This window comes from Brevibacillus schisleri, assembly GCF_055685845.1.
In genome coordinates this window covers 486,021-505,436 of the sequence record NZ_JBVNDM010000001.1, presented here as the reverse complement: position 1 = coordinate 505,436, position 19,416 = coordinate 486,021, and the positions used below count along the sequence as shown (strand labels likewise).

The following is a 19,416-nucleotide window of genomic DNA, read 5'->3' as shown; positions in this document are numbered from 1 at the left end:
TAATCGATTCATAATCGTGAAGGGAAATAAAAGAAAACCGGGTTTTTGATCACGTTTTACAATCAGTTAGCAGGAGCTGGAACTGCCTTCTTTTTACGTCCGTACGTCAGGAAGCGCCACAGCTTTTCCATTGGACCTCGATTAAAACGCTTCAGCCACAGCCAGCTTGCGAGTAATTGAAACGCATAGATCGGCAGTGCGAGCAAAAGCCATGAAGAGAGCGGCATGGCCGTAATATCGAACAAAGAAATCAGAATGGTCATGATGACTGTCTGACCCAAATAAGTCGTTAACCCCATTTGTCCCGTGTAGGCAAATGACTGGAGAACCTTCCTTGCCGCTTCTCGATCCAGCAACAGAAACAAGCTGGCAATCAAACATAGCGCCATAGGCAGCGTGCTCAGATCAACCAATATTTTATTCACCTGTTCAAGCTTTGGACCAAAGACGACACCGCTCGCCCACACAATCCCTGCTGCGATTGGAAGACTGATTGCCAGAGTGGTGGTAGCGATTCGTTTTAACAACGGTTTATGCTCGCGAATTTGAGCAATCAAACCGCGTTTTCCCGCGTACAAACCAAACAGGAACATCACAAAGATCGGTATCAGTGTCGTCTGGAGTGATGCTACAAATGGATATACTTCTTGACCATTAAGCGTCTGTACAAGTGCCACGCCTTGAGTGAGCATGTACACTCCTCCCAGACTGGCTGCCACTGCTAGAATCGTAGAAGACTTTCTTCGATAAAAAGGCATCAGTAAAAAGCCGAGAAGCGCGTACACCGTCAAAATATCGCCAAACCACAAAATGACGTGAATCACCCCAATGAAAAACATCGCGAACAACCGTCTGCTGAAGAGACGAAATACTTTTTGTCCACGCTGTTCAGCCCGTGACATGAAAATGTAAAAACCTAAGCCAAACAGAAACGAAAAAATCCCAAAAAATTTCGTCTGAATGAATAAATCATAGCTCAAGCGAATCCATGCATCGATCCCTGCCTCTATTGGCATACGGACGTCTTCCGAATACATGATAAAGCTAGGCAAGTTCACCAGCAAAATCCCGAACAATGCCAATCCCCTTACAATATCAATAGAATAAATCCGATCCTTCTGTATGATTGGTTCCGCCTGCATATTCGTCATTCCCTCCTGCTGTCTTTAAGCAGGGTTCAGTGTAGCATACATATACTCATCAAAACTATTGATTCACCTTACCTCTACCTTACAGGCTTGTTATCTTCTATGTCCGTCCACCCGGCTGAACAAGCGGCATCGGTGGATACAAGGAATGCAGGATTTCCATAAAATGCTGCGCTGGCTCGCTAATTCCTGCTTTAGGTACCAGCAAATAAGATGCGACCTTTGGCAAAACAAGGCCAGGTGTGGGCAGTTCAATAAAGCGGTTTTCAAACAAATCCCGATCAACAGCTGTCCGAGGCAAAAAGGAAACACCCAACCCATCCTCGATGAATCGCTTTGTAATGTCTACCTGCGAAACAGCCATCGTACGTAAGGAAAGCCCCCTCTGACGCAAAAGCAACAGCAACTCATCCCAGTAGCCCGGGTGATTATGGGTCAGCAGACGGTTCGATTGCACCTCTTGCTCCCAATCAGGCAAGGGCGCCTCCATATCTCCGCCGCTGTGAGGGACTGCAAAAACAATAGGATCTTCATACAAAAGATAAGTGGACAACTGGAATTCCCCTGGCACCATCCGGGTCAGGCCCAGATCAGCCTGTCCATTTTGCACCAGCGGGCCAATTTCCACGGAGTCGACAATTTTAATCGAAATATCTACATCGGGATAGAGCTTGGTGTAACGGTGCAGCAAATGGGAAAAACGAGCACGGGCAATAATCGGGGAAACAGCCAGTTGAAGCTTCTCCCGATAGCCCTGTCTCCAAGCCTGCAAGTCCTCCATACTGCTATGCCACTGTTGGAGAAGTCCTTTTGCATGTGGCAAGTAGCGTTTGCCCGCAGCCGTTAACCGAACGCGTTTGCCAACCCGTTCAAACAGCTTGATCCCCAATTCCTTTTCCAATTGACGTATATGCTGGCTGACAGTAGGCTGCGCAATGAACAACGCTTCTGCTGTCTGGTGAAAATTTTCTGTCGTGGCCGCGACCATAAACGTTTGCAGCACGCGAAAATCCATGTGATCTCCCCCCTGCTGTCGCTTTTTCTGTGTTCTATATGCATACAAAAGTAGGAAGAATGCAACTTTTTGGGTCTTTCTTCCTCATTTTTGAAGAAATTTACTGGAAATCGTTCTCCTTTTTCCCCCTTATGGTACAATACAAAATCGAGTGCGAAAAATCATTACGCACATTGGACTCACCAAAGAGAGAGAACAAAAGGGGAGAGAAAAGATGGAAACTGCAACAAACGTGAACCCACCGCGCAAAAGCAAGAAAAAAGCATGGCTGATCGCGGGGGCAGCGGCTGTCGTTGTGCTGGGTGGTTTAGGAACCGCCTATGCCAAGTACGACTTGTTTAAGAGTGCAAAAACGATTTACCTGCAAGCGGAAGCGGAGAGCATGATGAAGTTTTCTAGCGACGTATCCAAAGCTTACGGGGAATACCAAGACTACATGAAGCCGTACTTGGAAAAACCAGTTCACTCCACCACTGAGTTGAGTGACATTGCCCTAGATGCAACCATCCCAGACCCGCAAGCGCAAAAAATTCTCGACATGCTGGGCAAAGCGAAGATCGTGATGCAAAGCAACATCGATGAACAGAAAAACCAACAATCGGGGAACCTGGAAGTTCACCTACAAGATAAAAAGCTGGCTTCTCTAGAGTACTTCATGAATGATTCTGTTATGGGCTTCAAGCTGCCGGAGTTTTACTCTAAATACGCTTATATGGACCTGAAAGATCGCGATGCACTTAAGCAAAAGCTGGGCGGCGAGGAACTGCCAAAGCGCTTCGTACGCTATAGCGATTTAAATGAAGCGATCAATTTAAACCAAGATGAACTCAAAACGGTCATGACTCCGTATGCCTTGCTGTATGCTGACAGCATCAAAGACAGCCAGGTAAGCATCAAAAAAGACGTTTCTTTCTCTGAAGAAGGTCTCAAGGAAGATGCACGAGAGATCACTGTTACCTTTAACGCCCAAGAAGGCGCGGCTCTGTCGAAGCAAATTGCCGAGAAAGCAAAAGCTGACCAAAAGCTGTTTGACCTGATCTACAGCCGCTACCACAATGTGGCTACGCTGATGCTCGACAGCGGCTACAAAGTAGAAGAAATCAGCAAAGAAGAATTCAAGAAAAATTACGAGCAAGCCTTCGATGACATCATCAAGGATGCAAAAGATACAGACGCCAAATCAACTGAGCAATTGAGAATGGTCGTGCTCGTGAATAGTGATCATCAAATCTTGTCCCGCAAGCTCTTGGTCGATGACAAAGAGAAAAAAGATCAATTGGTCTACAGCAGTGTTTCTTACGATAAAGGCGCAGAAACGTACCACCGTTACTCCCTGCACAACCTGTCTGATCAGCAAAATGGCGAAATGTCTTTCACCTACAGAGCGACAAAAGAAAAAGACACGACAAAGGGCAAGTTCAGCATCCTGATGAAAGAGACCGACCAGCCAATTCTGGACCTCTCGACTACTTTCGATACAACCAAGCAAGACAAGAAAACAACCGGAAAGTATGACTTTGCACTCGTAGCGGCAGACGAATATTCCTCCAACCCTGTGGCTCTGACCGGTAATGTTACCGTGAACGAGACGAAGACGGACAATGGTGTAGATTCTGACGCCACGGTAAAAGTGAACTTCTCGAACCCTACTCCGGATATGCCAAAAGGCCTTAGCTTCAAGCTGAAGTCTAAAGCAGAATTCGGCAAAGCACTGGAAATTCCAGCTATGACTGCTGACAACTCCATCAATTTCGCTACAGTGTCTGACCAACAAATGATGGAAGCGCAACAAGAAGTCATGCAAAACGCAGATAAGTTCATGAATGAACACGCTGAGCTCGTGCAACAGTTCATGGGGCCTTAATTGTTTCGTGATAAGAAGAATCCACTCATAATGGTCAAAGCTATATGATAGTCATTGAAAAAGTGGCAAGCTGACATCGGTCCCCAACTGATGTCAGCTTTTTTCAGTTTCCAAAGTATTCTAAATATGCGAACGATCGCCAACACGCTGACTATTTTGCAGAATAAACACACTCAATCGTTATTATCCCCCCTAACTCCTTATTCTTTGAGTATTTACCCTAACAATGATCAACGCATTTATCACTCTAGCAAATATTTACAATAATGTTATTTTTTGATATTTTATATTAATAAAAATATCTCAGGAGGTAAAAAATGAAAAAATTAAAAAGGGATTTATTTGGTTTACAGTTATGTCCTTACTTTCCTTATCTAACTTAATTGTAACCAATGATGCCTATGCTTTAGCTAAAAATGGTTTGAGATCACACAAGTTGCTTTAAACATTACGACAGCGAGTGTAAATACTCCTAATGATACAGATGTAGTACCTTTGGCGATGTCTTTACAAGAAAAGATAGAAACATATGACTTAGCTGCTATTGAAACATCAGGGCTTATTTTTTCTGACACTCTAGAGTTTACTGATTGGGATGAGATAACTGGTGAAGAGTTTACTGTCTATGTAACAGTGAATGCTAGTGGACAGATAACATATGTCAATGATGGTGCGCATTCTCCTCAACAAATAGATGCATTCAAAAAGAAAAAGAGAAAGAGACCAGCTTCGGTACCAACTAAAACGAATGGTGGATTTGACGCAAAAGACTTTATCACTGATCATGCTTACACTAAACATAAGTATGATCCGTCAATTAAATCTACGAGTTCAAAAACTCAGTACGGAAAAAACGTAAATGTAAAAAAATTACGTGAAATAACGATGAATGAAGCTGATGACGTGAAAAAAGTTAGAAGTACGAAGTACAATGTTACATTTTATTATAAAAGTTTCAAGAATAATATAAGTACAAGCGATACTCCAACTGATCAACATGTCGTTATCATAAATAATTCGGTTCCTGATAGAAGCACACAATACCCAATGTTCTAGAAAAACTCACTCTTTGAACCAAGTACCTCTTCTTCTAAAAGTCACTAGAGGAAATTAAAACAACCGAATCACTAAATATTCAATTTTCTCTGGAGTTAAGCGAATAGAAAATGCAACAAAATAAGGATGCGTGATACACATGCATAAAGCAGGGCAAAGTTATGTACACTCAAGATCCAGGGTTGGGATAAACCGTAACGTTTTAGAAGAAATAAAAGATGTCATTCGATATCTTGATACGGAACCTGACGAATACATGGAAGTCGATCAAATTACAAAAATCAGTCAAAAATCGTTATTGTTTTCACTAAATAGCTATGGTATCAACCAGAAATCGGAAGCGACTCTAACAAGTAGAGAAAGAGGGTCCTCTATGAAAAAAACAAAACAGACATATGCTTATTTGGAATGCCAAAATAAACAAGAGAGTGATATTGTCGATGTCCTTTATGAACATATGGAGTCCATTGAGAAAGAGCCTAATGAATATGTAGAGATAGGACAAATCGTCAAATTACGTACAAATACTTTTCTGCTGATTATAAATCACTATCATGCTGATTAATAGTGGGACCTCCAGAGGGGGCTGTTGACAAATTGCCGTAGAGATAGGGGTTTCTGGGAATCGTGTAGAAATCATTTCTATACGGTTCTTTTTATTTTGGAGGGCTATCTCATGATGGGAATCGATGGAGACAAACAGCACCAGTTTATGTTCTTAAATTTGGATGATCTTGTACCCGAGAATCATTTTTTACGTGTTGTTCGTAATAAGATTGATTTTTCTTTTATCTATGAGAAAGTGCAACACTTATACTCGCCTGTAGGTCGTCGCTCAGTTGATCCAGTTTTGTTAATGAAAATGATCCTTATCGGGTATCTTTATGGCATCCCTTCCGAAAGGAAGTTGGAACAAGAAATCCAAGTGAATTTGGCCTATCGATGGTTTTTAGGATTGGACTTAACTGACACTGTTCCCGATCATTCCACACTGAGCCAGAACCGCCGTCGTAGATTTAAAGAAAGTCATATTTTTCAGGAGATCTTCGATCACATCGTCTCGGAATGTATTCGAACTGGTTTAGTTACTGGGGAAATAATTGTTGTTGATTCTACTCACATCAAAGCGAATGCATCGATTAATAGGTCAGAAAAAGTTTTAGTGGAGAAAAAGCCTACTGAGTACCTTGAAGAGCTAGAAAAGGAAGCACGGAGAATTAAAAAAGACAGAGATAACGATCCCACTAGGAAAAAACGAGGAAGAAAACCTAAAACCTCTCCTCCTGAGAAGGAAGTAAAACAGAGCACAACAGACCCGGAGTCAGGTTTATTGAACCGTCCTAATAAACCCAAGGGATTTCACTATTTAGCGCATACCAGTGTGGACGTTAAGCATGGAATCATAACTGATATACACGTTACGGCTGCTAATGTGAATGACCACGAACCATTTATAAAGCGATTACAGATACAAAAAGAGAAATTTGGTTTACATATTGGCAAAGTAGGCGCAGATAAAGGGTATGATCGCTCTGGAGTACACCATGAATTAGAAAATTTAAAGATAACCGGTTATATCTCTCCGATAAAAGGTGTTATTGATCAGACCGAAAGGTCAGTACAATTTACATTTGATGAAATGAACGATGCCTATTATTGCTCGAATGGCAAGGCACTTCAATTTACTCATGTTAAGTGGCACAGTTGGAAACAAAGTTATAGCAAAATTTATGCTGCCCAAACAAAGGACTGTAAGTCCTGTGAGTTACGCCAACAATGTTTTGGACAAACCGCATCTCGCAAAACAATAGAAAGACCATTATTCCAAGAGGCTAAAGAACGCAACCAAGCAAGGAAGCAAAGCCAAGAGTACAGTGTTATCCAAAGGCAAAGAAGAATATGGTGCGAGGGTACCTTCGGTACAATGAAAAGGCAGCATAACTTAAAAGAAACATACAAAAGAGGCATTCGAAATGTATCCGAACACTGCCTCTTTTCTGCAATGGCAATTAACATTAAACGAATGATAAAAGCAAACTAATCACAGGTTACGAAACAAAACAATCCGACGACGTATAAGTGAAAAAACGGCAAAAGGGTTAGGGCATTGGGTCCCTAACCCTTTTTGTCAACAGCCCCAGAGGGAGGTCCTTTCTCAATGTCCATTCCTTTTACTGATAACCTTTGATCACAATATACACAATCGCTACATAAAATACGATTCGATCCACAGTCCGATACATCGACTTGGACACCGGAATGCCAAGCCATCCCACTCGCAACGGCCACAATAACTGAATGCGTCCCACCAGCATATCACTGATCAGATGGGACAAAATCCCCCAAAGCGCTGCCATGGCAGCCAAAGAATCGCCGAACAGCAGGAACGGAAGGAATAAAATCACCCATGAATGTGTCACCGTACGATGACCGAATCCTTTTTGCAGCATTTTGGACAAAGGTCCCATCAAGTTTCCAAGCTTGCTATTTGCTTGGTCGATATCGGGTACAAGTGCCATCGTTGCACCAATGACACTGCCCTTCCACGAAGGATAGGCACAGTAACCTGCAATGGCACCGAGTACCATATGTGTTTTCCATGTCATTTGCCTTTCACACCGTCTTTCTATGGGAGTCTTGGGAGCTTATGTACGGTTGGTGGAATGGCAAAACAATACCATCATACATACAGAAGTTATGTCTCCAACAAGGACATGAAGCTCTCCGGATCGAGCCCATCTCCTTCGATCACAATGGCAGTCATTCCGGTTTCACTGCCTGATTCGTGCCCTTCACCTGTGATCCAGAATGCCGCCTGACCACTCTGGATCGGGATGCGCTCTGTACCTTCACCGCGTACCCAGCCTTCACCGTTCACCACGAGAAAAAGCTGAGGGCAAGTCGCCGGATGATAGCCGACAATCCCGCCTGCCTCCAAATGGATACATCCTATTGAAACGGAATCAGGCGTGCGGATGACACGAGAAATCGTCGCCTGGACGGACTGATAGCGATCAATTGTTTTGCCTACTTGCTGATCAAATCGAAATCGTTTCATACTTCCCCCTCCGCCTTTTAACGCGTAAGCCTTATCATAGCGCAACTAGAGGCGCTGTGACAGACTCATCTTCCACGATTACAGAGTATGGCGATGACCTCCACACAGGAAGAGTTTACCACAATAAGAACGTATGTTCTATAGAAATATCGAGAAATTTAACTCAAAAAGCAACAAAGCCCTTACTTCCCAGAGTAGCTTCATCCACCACTTTAGCCAAGCTAAGCGGTGAATCTCGTGGTTTTTCTCGTGTATCGAAGATTGGCTTTGTGGAAATTGGCGTAAACACAAAAAAACACCCCTTAGAATCTCTGTCGATTCTCAGGGGTGTATCCTGTGACGAAGCTTTATACCTTGAAATGGCCTATCAGTTTTTCCAAATCATCCGCGAGGCTCGCAAGTGATGCAGCCGAGGCGTAGATTTCCTCCATCGAAGCAAGCTGTTCTTCTGTAGCTGACGAGACTTCCACCGAGTGAGAGACTGCCGATTGCGCGACAGTCGCGATCATCTGCATCGATTGTCCGACCTTGCCTGTACTTTCCGTAAGGGTATGTGCAGCAATCGATACCTCTTGAATTTCATTCGTCACGCCTACAACTGCATCGCGAATTTGAGAGAACGCTTCTCCTGCTCTTGCGAAGCCCCCCATCCCATCTGCTACTTCTTGAGAGCCTTTTTCCATCGTGAGGACTGCGTTGGTCGTCTCCATCTGGATCGACGCTACCAGTTGGGAGATTTCTTGTGCCGATGCAGATGCCTGCTCTGCCAGCTTTCGTACTTCATCCGCCACGACAGCAAAGCCTCTGCCATGTTCGCCAGCCCTCGCCGCTTCAATGGCGGCATTCAATGCCAATAGATTCGTCTGACCTGAAATTTGCGTAATGACTTCGACGATTTGACCGATTTGCTCGGAGCGTTTTCCCAAGCCACCTACCAGTGCAGTCAAATTCTCCATCGTTTCTCCGATCCCGTTCATCTGGGAAACCGACTGCTGAATGGTTCGATCCCCCTCTGTCGCCAGCTCTGAGGTACTGGCAGCCGCAGCAGACACGCTTTGGGCACGTGCCGCAATTTTTTCAATTCCTGCGGATATTTCTTCGACTTCTTGCTGACTCTCTTCTACGTTTTGGGATTGTCTGTCCGTTCCTTCCGTCATTTCCTGGATCGTGATGGCGATCTGCTCTGTAGCTTGGCTCGTTTGCTTCGAGCTCGCTGTCAGTTGTTCAGCTGCGGCTGCAACCTGCTGGGCATGTCCACGAACCTGAGAAATCAGCTCTCGTAAATTGGCCAGCATCCGGTTGAATGAGCCTGCCAACTGTCCAATCTCGTCTTTGGAAAAGACGGTCAACTCTTGCGTCAAATCTCCTTTTCCTTCAGCGATCTCATGTAGCTGTTTGTTCACCCGGTGTAGCGGTGCCACAATCGAGCGAATTAGAAAACCGCCGACCACAATCGCGACGAGAATTCCCACTGCATTAAAAAACAACTGGATCATGGCCGAAATCCCTTCGTTCTCCGCCAGCTCCTGTCTATCTACTTCGATTTCATTACGCACCTCTTCGACCAATCCACTCACAACCGAATCCAGTGTTATTCTCGATTGCCGCTCCTTGCCGAAATGATGAGCAATGGCTTCTTCATGTAGTCCATTATCTTGTGCCTCTACCGCTTTATCACTCGACTCCAGAAAGGACTTGTACAGTCCCATTGCCTCCTCCATTTTTTCACGATGGTGAGAAGACTCTAGAGAACTATTCATTTTGGCAAACAGGCTGTCCACCTTTGCTGCCTTTCCCTTCAATTCCTTCCGAAATTCTTCATCGCCTGTTAACAAGTAGGCTCGTTCGTCATTATTTCGACCTGTCATGATAAACTGCATTTCACGCAGATCCGTTAATAATTTTTCCTCTTCGATAATCTGAGTGTAGGATGCCTTCATTGCTAGCATTTGCAGGTGCATGTACGTACCTGAGCCGAACATGACTGCCAATATGACACCAAAGGCCAGGATGATTTTTGTTCTGATTTTCACAAGATGTGCCTCCCGTCATCTGATACTTTTGTTCATACCCGACTCCTCCTTCCTTCAAACACTTTGATGTGCACACAAAAGACCGCCAGGAAAAATCCTGACGGTTCCAACATTCAGTACACTAGACTCCGAGCTTCGCAGCCACTTTATCCTCTATCCCCATCTCTATAATTTTTCGATCACTTTATCAATCAAGCCGTATTCAAGCGCCTCTGCGGCGGTAAGGAAATAGTCGCGGTCTGCATCTTTTTCGATTTGCTCGACTGTTTTTCCCGTACGCTCCGAGATGATCGTATACAGCATGTGGCGATGTCGCATGATACGGTCTGCTGCGATCTTGATATCACTCGCCTGTCCTTGACTGCCTCCCCATGGCTGGTGGAGCATGACTTCTGCATTGGGCAGCGCGTACCTTTTGCCGGGCGCTCCTGCTACGAGAAGCATCGCGCCCATAGACGCTGCCATTCCTGTGCAGATCGTGGAGACATCGGGCGCAATGAAACTCATCGTATCGATAATCGCCATCCCTGCTGTGACAGAGCCTCCGGGCGAATTGATATATAAGTGAATGTCTTTTTTCGGGTCTTCTGCTGCCAGGAACAGCAACTGAGCTACGACTGCATTGGCTACCTGATCATCGATGGCACTTCCGAGAAAAATGATACGATCCTTCAACAACCGGGAGTAAATGTCATAGGACCTCTCTCCATAACTCGTTTGCTCGACTACTACCGGAATGAGATTCATGAAAAACCCTCCTTCGCTTGTTTACGCTCAACTTTTTACGCTGCCATTCGCATGCTGGTTGCTTGCGGAACCGCCACTGATTTTTTGTTAAATCCAGATGAAACCTGCGTCACCACTGCCGGATTACTCGCCGGACCCACTGCCCATGTTTGAACAGCTGCTTCTCTTTCGACCGCAACTCCATTTCCGTTTCGGGTCGGCATGGGAATGATCTGATCAGATTGTGGCTGGATACGATTTTCCCAAACGATTACGGGTTTGGACTTGTTTGACTCGACAGCGTGTGCCTTCATGCCTCGTCTCCTCCTTGTTTTGGATAAACCGCAAGAACGACCTGATACGTCTCTTGTCCTTTTTCTTTTGGCTGATACTTCGCCACAAGCTGATTCACCAGTTGGACGTATTCCTCTACAAAAGCACTCCGCTGTTCCGCACTGGCAAGCTGAATACTCGCATTCAGTGAGGCGCTCGGAACCTCCACCTCTTGATCGGACCGCTCCAGCAAGAGCATGGCATCCCGCTTGATTCGTTCTGCTGTCTGGACCAGATGAGACAGCGCACCTTGATCCTTCATTTGCTGAACGGTATCATTGCCCCAGTTCAGTCCTTCCGAGAGCACATACGTCCGCGCAATCGCCAAATAAAGCACCTCGACGAGATTGCGCACCTGTCGACTCCCTACCCGTCTGACCAATCCAACCTTTTCCAAGGCCTTCAAGTGATAATTGACACGCTGCGGGATTTCATTGATACCCCGCGCGACTTCTGCTGCCGAAGCAGGCTCTGCCAAACGGCTTAAAATCTCGGCACGGAGCGGGTTCAATAGCGCCATCGCCTGTTCCGGCTTCTCGACTACATATGTTTCCAGTTGTTCGTGCGCCACAACAACACCTCATGACATTAATCATTTACGTAAAAATAGTTTATTACGTTCGTTTTTGTTTGTCAAATGATGGATAAGCCTTTTTTTTCGACAACGTCAAAAGCCCCGCTAAAGCCTGCGGAGCTTTTGTTTTTCATTACAATTCGATTTGTTATTGAAAGGAGATGGTTTCGCCATCCTTCGGAACATGTACGCGTCCGGATAGCTGTTTTTCCTGCAAACATTCATTCAATTCCCGGCGGCTGAGCAAGCAATGGTTCCACGTCTCCATGTGTGCAACGAGAATTCGGCTGTCAGGCACGGCATTTGCGACATGGACGATATCCTCCTTCGTCATCGTGATCGGGTCTCCCGTCAAGAACCGGGCCGCACCTGCGAAAACAACGATTGCATCCGGCCGATATTCAACGATGGCCTGCTCCACTTCCTCACACCAAATCGTATCCCCCGCCACATACAACGTCTGCTCACCAGCTCGTTGCAAAACGAAGCCAGATACTGGCCCCATCTGCTGCCCAATTTCCCCTGTTCCGTGTTGGCCACCTGTCCGATGCAGGTGAACACCTTGCCACGTATACTCTACTTCGATGGCAATGACTTGTTCGAAGCCATGCTGCACCAGCTTGTCTCGATCAGGTGGCTGGCAAAATACAGGCAAATGCTTCGGGAGAAGGCGGATGGCCGTTTCATCGAGATGATCGAAATGGGTATGCGTCACCAAGACGGCATCCACGCCAGCGAGTACCTCCTCCACGGATATGGGCAATTCTACTCCTGGATTCGGGCACTGATTTGGCGTATTTGGTACGGCTGGCATTTCGCCCTTGGAGCTAAACATCGGATCGACCAAAAATGTTAGCCCTGCATATTCCACACGCAAGGTAGCATGTCGTACAAGCTGAATCTGCATGTCATTTCTTCCTTTCCTCGTTATCGCTATAATGGATGTACGTTTATTGTATAAGGCCGTGAACGGTTGCCGCGAAACGATTGCTGGCTTCCCACTTTCGCCGTGAAAGGAGTTACGCATGCTAGACCAAATTGATCTTTCCATCCTTGCCTTGCTACGCAAAAACAGCCGCTTGCAGTGGAAGGACATCGGCGAACAGGTCCATCTAAGCGGTCAAGCCGTGGGCAACCGCATTAGACGAATGGAGGAGCAAGGGATTATTCAAGGCTATACAACGCTCATTGATGAAGCCAAAATCGCCCCTTTCCTCACTGCTCTGGTCACTATGTTCATGACCACTACCGATCATTCTCTCTTCACTCGTTTCATCAAAGGTCGCAGCGAGGTCGTCGAAGCGCATCGCATCAGCGGAGAAGGCTGCTATTCTATGGTGGTACATGTTCCAGATCAAGAAGCCCTCAATCATTTTTTAGATGCCCTGCTTCCTTTTGGGAACTACCGTGTCAACCTATCGATTAACAAATTGAAATAGTTGGTAGTTTGTCAATGTATTCGCTCTCATTAATTTTTAAGATTGCACGATTTTGTGAACAAGAGTAGAATGATGAATACGAAAGGAGGAGAATCGCCATGGAAGATATGCTGTTATTGCTGTTTTCGCTGGAAGATTTCTTCGCCTTGGTCGCGATTTTTGTAGGATGCTTCACTTCTGCTTTTTGTCTCAGGCAGTGTTGCCTGCAAAACCGGGCTCTACCTCAGAACGTCACGGATATGTACCGACCTCCCATTAACACGTTGTTGGTTGAGACTTATCCAATGGCGGCAAGGCAACCGCAGCGCCTTCGCTTATTCAGGCGCTTGCAGCATACAGACAGCGAAATGGATACATATGATTCCTTTGTTTTGGATCGCGTAGCGTAACGAACACATCCAAAAGGAGGTTGATCATATGATCGCCAAATACATCGGAGAAGCTTTGTTGTTTATTGTGGGTCTGCCTATTTTTGCTTACCAAACATTCGAAGGAATACATGCATTGGCAGATTTCTTCGCGCAAGTATCCGATTTTACCAATTTCAAATAAGCATGACACATACAAAAGCCTGACCGCATCCTTTGACGGTCAGGCTTTCTTTAATTTGCCTGGATGCGGTCTCCTCTTGTTGTCGGCTGCGAGATCACAAGAAATTCCACATCCTCTGCTCCCTCGTTTTTCATCTGGTGTTTGACTCCCGGAGGCACTTCTACCCCTTCCTGCCTGTTGATCACATGACGAACGCCATCCACTTCGAGCATAGCCTGTCCTGACAGCACGAAGAAAAACTGTCGCGACCGCTCGTGATAATGGCGCACTTCTGCTGTATTTCCTGGCATCCGCTCATGAATGACGCTGAGCTCTTGACCTTTGACCAGATGCCAACCATCACATTGATCTCCCCAATGATAATGCTCTGCATTCTCTTTGCTGATTTTCGCCATGTCTGTTCCTCCTCCAGTTTTTGCTCTATCTTCACACGCTGAGGAGCATTTGTCACCAAGTGTTTACTTTTTCGGCTGGCTTTGTTATAATATTTGTGTATGATAAGTGAATATTTGATTCGTAACTGGAGGAGCCTGTCATCATAGGGTTCTTTTTGTCTTTTTTTAGCCGACAAAAAGAAAGCTGTGATTACGGGCTCTTTTTTATTTTGTAAAAAGGGGGAAACCACATGCTTATTTTTCAGCTGGCTGTCATTTTGATTGCCTCCAAAATCGCTGGTGATATCAGCGTGCGGTTGGGACAGCCATCCGTTTTGGGGAAACTGCTCATCGGTATCGTTCTAGGTCCTACCGTTCTCGGGCTAGTCACAGACACAGAAATCCTCAAGGAAATTAGTCAAATCGGGGTTATCCTTCTCATGTTTATCGCGGGCTTGGAGACCGATATTGATGAGTTCAAACGCACTGCCAAGTCTTCAACCAGCGTAGGTATCGCAGGAATTGTCATGCCACTTGCACTCGGTTATGGTGCCGGGATTGCGATTGGTCTCTCCAATATTGAAGCGATCTTCCTGGGCCTGCTGCTCTCTGCTACCAGTGTGAGTATTTCCGTACAAACGTTGAAGGAATTGGGCAAGCTAAAATCACGAGAAGGCGCAACGATCATGGGAGCTGCTGTTATTGATGACGTTTTGGTCATCCTCGCGCTCGCTTTCTTGATGAGCTTTGCTGGCGGCGACGTAAATCTCGGCATGGTCATTTTGAAAAAGGTCGCTTTTTTTGCCATCGTCATCGCTCTTTCCTGGAAGGTCGTCCCTTGGGTTTTGAAAAAATTTGCTCCGTTGCAGGTTACAGAATCGGTCATTTCCGCAGCACTCATTATCTGTTTCCTGTTCGCTTATTTTGCTGAATATACAGGGGTTGCCGCCATCATCGGTTCCTACATCGCCGGTGTTGCCATCAGCTTAACCAATTACAAGACAGAAGTAACGCACAAGGTCGAAACCATCAGCTACGCGGTGTTCGTGCCAGTCTTCTTCACCTCAATCGGGGTAACGGCACAGTTCTCTGGCATCTTGGAAAATCTCGGATTGATTGTGCTCTTGAGCGTCATCGCGATTGTCTCCAAGCTCATCGGTGGTGCCTTTGGTGCAAAAATCACAGGCTTCCCATGGAAAAACTCGATGGCCATTGGTGCTGCCATGGTATCACGTGGAGAAGTGGCACTCATTATCGCCGCCATTGGTTTGGAGAACAATTTGCTCACGCAAGACATGTTTGCCGTCCTGATTGTCGTTGTACTCTTAACCACCATCGTTACTCCACCAATGATGAAATGGTTCTTCTCGAAAACGGCACAGCCAGAAGAAATGGCATTGAAAAAGAACGCCTAACACAACCGAGACTGTTTCTCGCCTAGACGCGAGGGGCAGTCTTTTTTTATTATGGGGAAAATACCCTCTCCCGACTGGAGGAACACCGTCATGAAAATTGTAATCGCTCCGGATTCCTTTAAAGGCAGCCTGACTGCCAAACAGGTAGGCGAAGCTATTCGCTCAGGGATTCAACGCGCACTCCCGCAAAGTGAACTCATCGTGAAACCGATGGCTGACGGCGGCGAAGGTACTATGCAATGCCTGGTCGATGCCACAGATGGCAGAATACTGACCGCCACCGTAAAAAACCCGCTCGGACAGGACATTTCTGCTGAATTCGGTATTTTGGGTGACGGTGTAACCTGTGTGATCGAAATGGCTGCTGCATCTGGACTTTACTTGATTTCTGCCGCAGATCGCAACCCGTTTGTCACGACGACCTATGGCTTTGGTCAGTTGATTACGGCTGGACTGGATCAAGGCTGCCGCAAGTTCATTCTGGGGCTAGGTGGCAGTGCTACCAATGATGGAGGCGCTGGTATGCTCCAAGCTCTCGGGTATGTGCTTCTCGATCAAAACGATCAGCCACTCTCTTTTGGAGGGGGTGAATTATCACGACTGAGCCGTATTGATACCAGTCAGGTTGATAAACGGCTGGCTGACTGTCACTTTGTCATCGCATGTGATGTCACCAATCCTTTTGTTGGACCCAATGGCGCTTCTCACGTTTTCGGCCCGCAAAAAGGAGCTACACCCGAAATGGTGCTGCAATTGGATGATCATTTACGCCATTTCGCTGACTTGATCGAAGCGACCCGCGGCATCGCCATTCACGATCTGCCTGGAACTGGTGCTGCGGGTGGTGTCGCTGGTGCCCTTCTCACTTTTCTGAATGGTCAGCTGCGTTCCGGTATTGAGATTGTGATTGAGACAACCGGACTCGCGGAAGCCATGGACAAAGCCAATCTTGTGATCACAGGCGAGGGCCAAGTCGACTTCCAGACTGCCCAAGGAAAGACGCCATGTGGAGTTGCCCAAGTCGCCCAACGATACGGCATTCCCGTCATCGTCCTCGCTGGTTCCATTGGAAATGGCATCGACACCCTTTATGAAAAAGGCGTTTCTGCCGTTGTCAGCATCACCAACAAACCGATGACGCTGGATCAATCGATGCTCGAAGCTGCCTCGCTTTTGGAGCAGACAGCCGAGCAGGTTATGCGGATTGCTACTATCCCGCTCCAGCATTGTGTTAACCGTATCTTTTGAATTACTTTGTTTCCCTATGAAGGGTATAGCGCTTTAGTCGCGGGGAGTACTTTTTCAGTTCCAATCGCTCGGGATGATTCCGTTTGTTTTTGGATGTGATATAGTTGCGATCTCCGGTTTCGGTGCATTGCAGGGTAATGTTCACGCGCATGGATGTCAGCCTCCTCTTTTTTGGTTACAATGTCGTCTCAATAACAGCATCTGCTGTGGGGAGTGGATCGGGCAGCTTACTCCAGTCCGCCTCGTACTCCTCATCGGTTAGGAGACATGCATCGAGATGCTTCACGATTTGCTCCTGGTTCAGATCAATCCCGATAAAAACGAGCTCTGTGGTTCGATCCCCATGTACGGGATGCCATGTTTTCTGCCAATCCGGCTCCTCTACCAGAATGGCTTGTTGCTCTTCTGCCGATAACGCCGCTGTCCAATAGCCTGCCGTTCCGATTTCGATGGATGGCCCCGCTTGACTGAGTGTCATCGCCACGTCATTTCGTGTCGCCAACCAGAAAAAGCCTTTGGCACGTACGATCTCCTCTGGCCAATCCTCCAACCACTTTTCAAAACGGGCTGGATGAAACGGCCTGCGACTGCGATACACGAAGGAGGAAATTCCGTACTCGTCCGTCTCAGGTGTATGCACTTCCTTCTGGAGTTCAGCAATCCATCCCGCTGATTGACTGGCAGTCTCGAAGTCGAACAGATGGGTATTCAAAATTTCTTGCGGGTCCACCTGTCCACGAACAGCACGAATGAAGCGAGCATTTGGCTGTAGCTTGCGCAAAATCGCTTCCAGCTGGATTAAATCATCTGGAGCAACACGATCACATTTGTTCAGAATCAACACATCACAGAATTCAATCTGGTCGATCAACAGATCCGCTACCTCACGAATATCCTCTTCACCAACTGCCTGCCCTCTATCCAAAAGGTTTTCGCCGGACGAAAAGTCATGCCAAAAGCGGTACGCATCCACAACAGTCACCATTGTGTCCAAGCGGCATAGGGACGATAAATTGATGCCATTTTCTTCGTCTACGTATGTGAAAGTCTGGGCGACAGGAACCGGCTCGCCTACTCCCGTCGATTCAATCAGTATGTAATCATAACGTCCTTCCAAAGCCAGACGCTCTACCTCCATCAGCAAATCCTCTCGCAGGGTGCAGCAAATGCAGCCATTCGACAGCTCCACGACCTTTTCATCCACGCGTGAAAGACCACTACCCGAAAGAATAAGAGAAGCGTCTACATTTACTTCGCTCAAGTCGTTAACGATCACGGCGACTCGTAGCCCATCCCGATTGTTCAGGACATGGTTCAGTATCGTTGTTTTGCCCGCTCCCAAGTACCCGCTCAGGACTGTGACAGGGATTTTCTTTTCAATCATGTTCATGCTAGGTTCTCCTTTTTAGTTTTTCAAAACGTAATTATTACGATTTGATGGTTATCATAACGCATCGAAATATTCAGAGTCAATATAAAACGTAATTGTTACGATTTAAGAAACTAAAAAAATCAGCCAGATTTCACTCTGACTGATTTCGTCTACGCCTACTCTCCTATTGTTTTTTCGCCTTATTCATCCCAACAGCTTCACCATAAACCCCAATGACTGGCTGGTACGCCTGACGATCATTTAATTTCCCCTGATCGACGACTGGCTGCGGGCGATTTTCTTTCCACGTAAGCTGACTATACACATGACCTGTCGCAGTCGGCATCGTGACGAGGATGTCTTTCACCTGATCGGCATTGCCATCTGTGATGGCGAGCTTCGGAAGAATACCACTGTCGTGCTTTCCTACAGAGATAAACGTCTGCTGATTATCCTTCCCTTCCCGAACCACGACACGCAGGTTATGGGCCGTCTGATTCATCGATACGCCCATCTTATCGCCTACAAGGAAAATGTGATCCTTGATGTTGTCCCCCGTCACGTCTGCATACTTCGAGTCAAGGACAAATGTACTATCGCTGCTCATACTGAAGCCGCTATTGATCGTCACATCTGTCGACGGCATATTGTCCCAGTCTGCCTTTTGAACCGTTACCTGTAAAAGCTGCGGTTGTTTGTCGACGACGTTCCACACACTGGTCGCCACTGCCAAACGATCCTCTGTGTTCAGCCCATGCAAGATTTGCTTGCCCATGTAACGCAGGTTGCCTTTCGCATCCCGGAAGGGCACCAGCTCCACCAGCTTTTGTGTATATCCATTGGTTGCCTTTTGCAGCTTTCCATTGGCATGATAAATCCCTTGCTTCACGTACGTAGCCTTATTGTCCGATATATCTACTGTACTCGTCGCTTTTGTTTTTGTGTTCGTTACTTTTGCCACAAATCCATCGACAAATTGTATGGTGAACGGAATATTTTGCTCTGGTTGTAATAAGACGACCGGCGCGAACGCTTGCGATTGGGTGCCGCTCGCTTGAACGGGGTCAGCCCCAACGCCCGAAGCCATGAGAACCGTGCCGCTGCAAAGAACTGCCGCCATTGTTTTATGCCATGCTTTCATCCTATTCTCCTCCTTCGTATAGATAACATCCAACTCCTATCCTACATTTTTAAACGAATTGGCTAGGT

The 19,416-nt window shown here is 46.4% G+C and carries 22 protein-coding genes; 9 read left to right on the top strand and 13 right to left on the bottom strand.

Annotated elements, in window-relative coordinates; all coding sequences use genetic code 11:
* Positions 1-62: 62 nt before the first annotated feature.
* The gene (locus ACUUHJ_RS02665; RefSeq protein ID WP_472298198.1) at positions 63-1,151 is read right to left on the bottom strand and encodes a DUF418 domain-containing protein; all 1,089 of its coding nucleotides are present in this window, start codon (positions 1,149-1,151) and stop codon (positions 63-65) included.
* 97 nt (positions 1,152-1,248) lie between these two features.
* Positions 1,249-2,163, bottom strand: a complete 915-nt coding sequence (locus tag ACUUHJ_RS02660; RefSeq protein ID WP_016740844.1) for a LysR family transcriptional regulator — start codon at positions 2,161-2,163, stop codon at positions 1,249-1,251.
* A gap of 214 nt (positions 2,164-2,377) precedes the next feature.
* Between ACUUHJ_RS02660 and ACUUHJ_RS02655 the strand changes: the two genes are divergently transcribed.
* The 4 genes from ACUUHJ_RS02655 (at position 2,378) to ACUUHJ_RS02640 (ending at position 7,124) form a co-directional block, all read left to right on the top strand.
* Entirely contained in the window at positions 2,378-4,027 is a 1,650-nt protein-coding gene (locus ACUUHJ_RS02655) for a DUF6583 family protein (protein WP_289675891.1), read from the top strand.
* A gap of 495 nt (positions 4,028-4,522) precedes the next feature.
* On the top strand, positions 4,523-5,083 hold the full coding sequence (locus tag ACUUHJ_RS02650; protein WP_472298197.1) for a hypothetical protein: 561 nt from the start codon (positions 4,523-4,525) through the stop codon (positions 5,081-5,083).
* A gap of 139 nt (positions 5,084-5,222) precedes the next feature.
* Positions 5,223-5,648 carry a hypothetical protein gene (locus tag ACUUHJ_RS02645; protein WP_172142809.1) on the top strand — a complete coding sequence of 142 codons (426 nt, stop codon included), beginning with the start codon at positions 5,223-5,225 and terminating at the stop codon, positions 5,646-5,648.
* A gap of 111 nt (positions 5,649-5,759) precedes the next feature.
* Positions 5,760-7,124, top strand: a complete 1,365-nt coding sequence (locus ACUUHJ_RS02640) for an IS1182 family transposase (protein WP_472298067.1) — start codon at positions 5,760-5,762, stop codon at positions 7,122-7,124.
* 130 nt (positions 7,125-7,254) lie between these two features.
* Here the strand turns inward: ACUUHJ_RS02640 and ACUUHJ_RS02635 are convergent, their stop codons facing one another.
* From ACUUHJ_RS02635 to ACUUHJ_RS02605, 7 genes are all read right to left on the bottom strand, one after another.
* Positions 7,255-7,689, bottom strand: coding sequence for a metal-dependent hydrolase (locus tag ACUUHJ_RS02635; RefSeq protein WP_016740846.1), 435 nt, complete (start codon positions 7,687-7,689; stop codon positions 7,255-7,257).
* Between the two features lie 89 nt (positions 7,690-7,778).
* Complete coding sequence (locus ACUUHJ_RS02630; RefSeq protein ID WP_173627348.1) at positions 7,779-8,141, bottom strand: cupin; 363 nt, start codon at positions 8,139-8,141, stop codon at positions 7,779-7,781.
* Between the two features lie 347 nt (positions 8,142-8,488).
* Positions 8,489-10,174, bottom strand: coding sequence for a methyl-accepting chemotaxis protein (locus ACUUHJ_RS02625; RefSeq protein WP_289675883.1), 1,686 nt, complete (start codon positions 10,172-10,174; stop codon positions 8,489-8,491).
* Between the two features lie 165 nt (positions 10,175-10,339).
* Entirely contained in the window at positions 10,340-10,921 is a 582-nt protein-coding gene (gene clpP, locus ACUUHJ_RS02620) for an ATP-dependent Clp endopeptidase proteolytic subunit ClpP (protein WP_142498520.1), read from the bottom strand.
* A 35-nt stretch (positions 10,922-10,956) separates the two neighbouring features.
* Positions 10,957-11,214 carry a hypothetical protein gene (locus ACUUHJ_RS02615; protein ID WP_472298196.1) on the bottom strand — a complete coding sequence of 86 codons (258 nt, stop codon included), beginning with the start codon at positions 11,212-11,214 and terminating at the stop codon, positions 10,957-10,959.
* Positions 11,211-11,804 (bottom strand): winged helix-turn-helix domain-containing protein, encoded by a 594-nt coding sequence (locus ACUUHJ_RS02610; protein WP_289675880.1) that lies wholly within the window; start codon positions 11,802-11,804, stop codon positions 11,211-11,213. Before ACUUHJ_RS02610 ends, ACUUHJ_RS02615 begins: the two co-directional genes overlap by 4 nt.
* Before the next feature lie 151 nt (positions 11,805-11,955).
* Complete coding sequence (locus tag ACUUHJ_RS02605; protein ID WP_472298195.1) at positions 11,956-12,714, bottom strand: MBL fold metallo-hydrolase; 759 nt, start codon at positions 12,712-12,714, stop codon at positions 11,956-11,958.
* A 118-nt stretch (positions 12,715-12,832) separates the two neighbouring features.
* Between ACUUHJ_RS02605 and ACUUHJ_RS02600 the strand changes: the two genes are divergently transcribed.
* From ACUUHJ_RS02600 to ACUUHJ_RS02590, 3 genes are all read left to right on the top strand, one after another.
* A complete protein-coding gene (locus tag ACUUHJ_RS02600) occupies positions 12,833-13,246 on the top strand; it encodes an Lrp/AsnC family transcriptional regulator (RefSeq protein WP_289675876.1) in 414 nt (137 codons plus the stop codon).
* A gap of 98 nt (positions 13,247-13,344) precedes the next feature.
* Positions 13,345-13,635 (top strand): hypothetical protein, encoded by a 291-nt coding sequence (locus ACUUHJ_RS02595; RefSeq protein ID WP_289675874.1) that lies wholly within the window; start codon positions 13,345-13,347, stop codon positions 13,633-13,635.
* Between the two features lie 28 nt (positions 13,636-13,663).
* On the top strand, positions 13,664-13,798 hold the full coding sequence (locus ACUUHJ_RS02590) for a hypothetical protein (RefSeq protein ID WP_012684166.1): 135 nt from the start codon (positions 13,664-13,666) through the stop codon (positions 13,796-13,798).
* Between the two features lie 50 nt (positions 13,799-13,848).
* On the opposite strand, the gene ACUUHJ_RS02585 is transcribed toward ACUUHJ_RS02590, so the two are convergent.
* Positions 13,849-14,193 carry a cupin domain-containing protein gene (locus tag ACUUHJ_RS02585; RefSeq protein WP_289675872.1) on the bottom strand — a complete coding sequence of 115 codons (345 nt, stop codon included), beginning with the start codon at positions 14,191-14,193 and terminating at the stop codon, positions 13,849-13,851.
* 230 nt (positions 14,194-14,423) lie between these two features.
* Here ACUUHJ_RS02585 and ACUUHJ_RS02580 point away from each other — a divergent pair, with 230 nt between their 5' ends.
* Both ACUUHJ_RS02580 and ACUUHJ_RS02575 read left to right on the top strand, forming a co-directional pair.
* Positions 14,424-15,587 (top strand): cation:proton antiporter, encoded by a 1,164-nt coding sequence (locus tag ACUUHJ_RS02580; RefSeq protein ID WP_472298194.1) that lies wholly within the window; start codon positions 14,424-14,426, stop codon positions 15,585-15,587.
* 90 nt (positions 15,588-15,677) lie between these two features.
* The gene (locus ACUUHJ_RS02575) at positions 15,678-16,835 is read left to right on the top strand and encodes a glycerate kinase (RefSeq protein ID WP_472298193.1); all 1,158 of its coding nucleotides are present in this window, start codon (positions 15,678-15,680) and stop codon (positions 16,833-16,835) included.
* 1 nt (position 16,836) lies between these two features.
* Here the strand turns inward: ACUUHJ_RS02575 and rpmG are convergent, their stop codons facing one another.
* The 3 genes from rpmG to ACUUHJ_RS02560 form a co-directional block, all read right to left on the bottom strand.
* The gene (gene rpmG, locus ACUUHJ_RS02570) at positions 16,837-16,986 is read right to left on the bottom strand and encodes a 50S ribosomal protein L33 (protein ID WP_012684162.1); all 150 of its coding nucleotides are present in this window, start codon (positions 16,984-16,986) and stop codon (positions 16,837-16,839) included.
* Positions 16,987-17,010: 24 nt separating this feature from the next.
* Complete coding sequence (locus tag ACUUHJ_RS02565) at positions 17,011-18,225, bottom strand: GTP-binding protein (protein WP_472298192.1); 1,215 nt, start codon at positions 18,223-18,225, stop codon at positions 17,011-17,013.
* 166 nt (positions 18,226-18,391) lie between these two features.
* Complete coding sequence (locus tag ACUUHJ_RS02560) at positions 18,392-19,348, bottom strand: hypothetical protein (protein ID WP_289675865.1); 957 nt, start codon at positions 19,346-19,348, stop codon at positions 18,392-18,394.
* Between the last annotated feature and the right edge of the window lie 68 nt (positions 19,349-19,416).

What these genes read in the sequence shown, in the direction of transcription:
- ACUUHJ_RS02665 (WP_472298198.1), bottom strand. Translation starts at nt 1,151, where the DNA reads ATGACGAATATGCAGGCGGAACCAATCATACAGAAGGATCGGATTTAT.
- ACUUHJ_RS02660 (WP_016740844.1), bottom strand. Translation starts at nt 2,163, where the DNA reads ATGGATTTTCGCGTGCTGCAAACGTTTATGGTCGCGGCCACGACAGAA.
- ACUUHJ_RS02655 (WP_289675891.1), top strand. Translation starts at nt 2,378, where the DNA reads ATGGAAACTGCAACAAACGTGAACCCACCGCGCAAAAGCAAGAAAAAA.
- ACUUHJ_RS02645 (WP_172142809.1), top strand. Translation starts at nt 5,223, where the DNA reads ATGCATAAAGCAGGGCAAAGTTATGTACACTCAAGATCCAGGGTTGGG.
- ACUUHJ_RS02640 (WP_472298067.1), top strand. Translation starts at nt 5,760, where the DNA reads ATGATGGGAATCGATGGAGACAAACAGCACCAGTTTATGTTCTTAAAT.
- ACUUHJ_RS02635 (WP_016740846.1), bottom strand. Translation starts at nt 7,689, where the DNA reads ATGACATGGAAAACACATATGGTACTCGGTGCCATTGCAGGTTACTGT.
- ACUUHJ_RS02630 (WP_173627348.1), bottom strand. Translation starts at nt 8,141, where the DNA reads ATGAAACGATTTCGATTTGATCAGCAAGTAGGCAAAACAATTGATCGC.
- clpP (WP_142498520.1), bottom strand. Translation starts at nt 10,921, where the DNA reads ATGAATCTCATTCCGGTAGTAGTCGAGCAAACGAGTTATGGAGAGAGG.
- ACUUHJ_RS02615 (WP_472298196.1), bottom strand. Translation starts at nt 11,214, where the DNA reads ATGAAGGCACACGCTGTCGAGTCAAACAAGTCCAAACCCGTAATCGTT.
- ACUUHJ_RS02605 (WP_472298195.1), bottom strand. Translation starts at nt 12,714, where the DNA reads ATGCAGATTCAGCTTGTACGACATGCTACCTTGCGTGTGGAATATGCA.
- ACUUHJ_RS02600 (WP_289675876.1), top strand. Translation starts at nt 12,833, where the DNA reads ATGCTAGACCAAATTGATCTTTCCATCCTTGCCTTGCTACGCAAAAAC.
- ACUUHJ_RS02595 (WP_289675874.1), top strand. Translation starts at nt 13,345, where the DNA reads ATGGAAGATATGCTGTTATTGCTGTTTTCGCTGGAAGATTTCTTCGCC.
- ACUUHJ_RS02590 (WP_012684166.1), top strand. Translation starts at nt 13,664, where the DNA reads ATGATCGCCAAATACATCGGAGAAGCTTTGTTGTTTATTGTGGGTCTG.
- ACUUHJ_RS02585 (WP_289675872.1), bottom strand. Translation starts at nt 14,193, where the DNA reads ATGGCGAAAATCAGCAAAGAGAATGCAGAGCATTATCATTGGGGAGAT.
- ACUUHJ_RS02580 (WP_472298194.1), top strand. Translation starts at nt 14,424, where the DNA reads ATGCTTATTTTTCAGCTGGCTGTCATTTTGATTGCCTCCAAAATCGCT.
- ACUUHJ_RS02575 (WP_472298193.1), top strand. Translation starts at nt 15,678, where the DNA reads ATGAAAATTGTAATCGCTCCGGATTCCTTTAAAGGCAGCCTGACTGCC.
- rpmG (WP_012684162.1), bottom strand. Translation starts at nt 16,986, where the DNA reads ATGCGCGTGAACATTACCCTGCAATGCACCGAAACCGGAGATCGCAAC.
- ACUUHJ_RS02565 (WP_472298192.1), bottom strand. Translation starts at nt 18,225, where the DNA reads ATGAACATGATTGAAAAGAAAATCCCTGTCACAGTCCTGAGCGGGTAC.
- ACUUHJ_RS02560 (WP_289675865.1), bottom strand. Translation starts at nt 19,348, where the DNA reads ATGAAAGCATGGCATAAAACAATGGCGGCAGTTCTTTGCAGCGGCACG.